Source organism: Paenibacillus sp. USHLN196, from assembly GCF_037144955.1.
GTDB classification, from domain to species: domain Bacteria; phylum Bacillota; class Bacilli; order Paenibacillales; family Paenibacillaceae; genus Paenibacillus; species Paenibacillus xylanexedens_C.
This window is the reverse complement of record NZ_JBBCYH010000035.1, coordinates 1-1,081: the sequence shown is the minus strand read 5'-3', so window position 1 is coordinate 1,081 and position 1,081 is coordinate 1. Positions and strand designations below refer to the sequence as shown.

Sequence of the window (1,081 nt, the reverse complement as noted above, 5' to 3'; positions counted from 1 at the left end):
GACAGATTGTCAAACCAAGTGCGACAGTTCCTCTGTGAAAGATTCGTGAGCGGTTCTCCAGCCCAAGCATTTTCGGGGTCTGTGGTTAATCAGATCCAGTGAGTGGCCGAGATCTTCATCCTCTACTTGAGCGAAGTCGGTGCCCTTGGGATGAAACTCCCGCAGTAGTCCATTCCCATTTTCGTTGGAACCGCGTTGCCAGGAAGAATACGGGTCAGCAAAATAGACGTGAAAGCCATGTGTGTCTTCCAGGTTTGCATAGCAAGCAAATTCCTTGCCTCTGTCAGCCGTGGCTGTAAGGAAGGTGCCTTTAGGGTACTGGGAGATGGCTACACCAAGCGCAATTTCCATGGACAAAGCGGTACGATCCGGCATGAGAATGGCGGTATACAGCCGGGTTTTGCGTTCAATGAGCGTGGCTACGCATCCTTTACTTTTCCCACGACCTGATACGACGGTATCCAGTTCCCAGTGCCCAAACGTTTCTCGGGAACGAACCTCATTGGGGCGATCCGAAATGGATCTGCCGATAGCGAATTTACCGCGAGTTTCTGTGGGTTTCTGACGCTTCCCTTTGTGTCGAAGGACCTGTAACACGCCTCGAACTAGACGTCCGGCATAGAGCCAACGATAGATGGTTTTAAAGGAGACCGACGGCAGGCCTTGGATGCGGAAACGTTCCGTGATCTGTTCCGGAGACCACGTTGCCTGCAGTTTTTCCTCCAAGGAAATAGCTAAGACTTCGGACCATTTACCAGGTGAGACAGAAGCCTTACGACGCTCCTCATACGCGCTCTGAGCCTGTTCTGCCTGATAGGCTTGCGATGAAGTAGCACGATTCAATTCACGACAAATCGTCGAAGGATGTCTTCCTAATTCTTTTGCGATGCCTCTTGAACTTTGACCTTGCCGATGGAGGATTTCTAGCTTGCTGCGCTCGATTATGCTAAGATGTCTGTAGCTCATGGTGGATTCTCCTTGTGTGAATGGTTGTTGTGGTGACTTCATTCTACACGAATCCGGCCATGGGCCATTTTTTATTTATTTCCAGCGGGTGTCGCACTTCATATTACAATCTGTC

General features: G+C 50.2%; 1 protein-coding gene. It reads right to left on the bottom strand.

Annotation, left to right across the window (positions count from 1 at the left end):
- Positions 1–9: 9 nt before the first annotated feature.
- Complete coding sequence (locus WFI24_RS34150; RefSeq protein ID WP_076210700.1) at positions 10–966, bottom strand: IS30 family transposase; 957 nt, start codon at positions 964–966, stop codon at positions 10–12.
- Positions 967–1,081 lie beyond the last annotated feature (115 nt).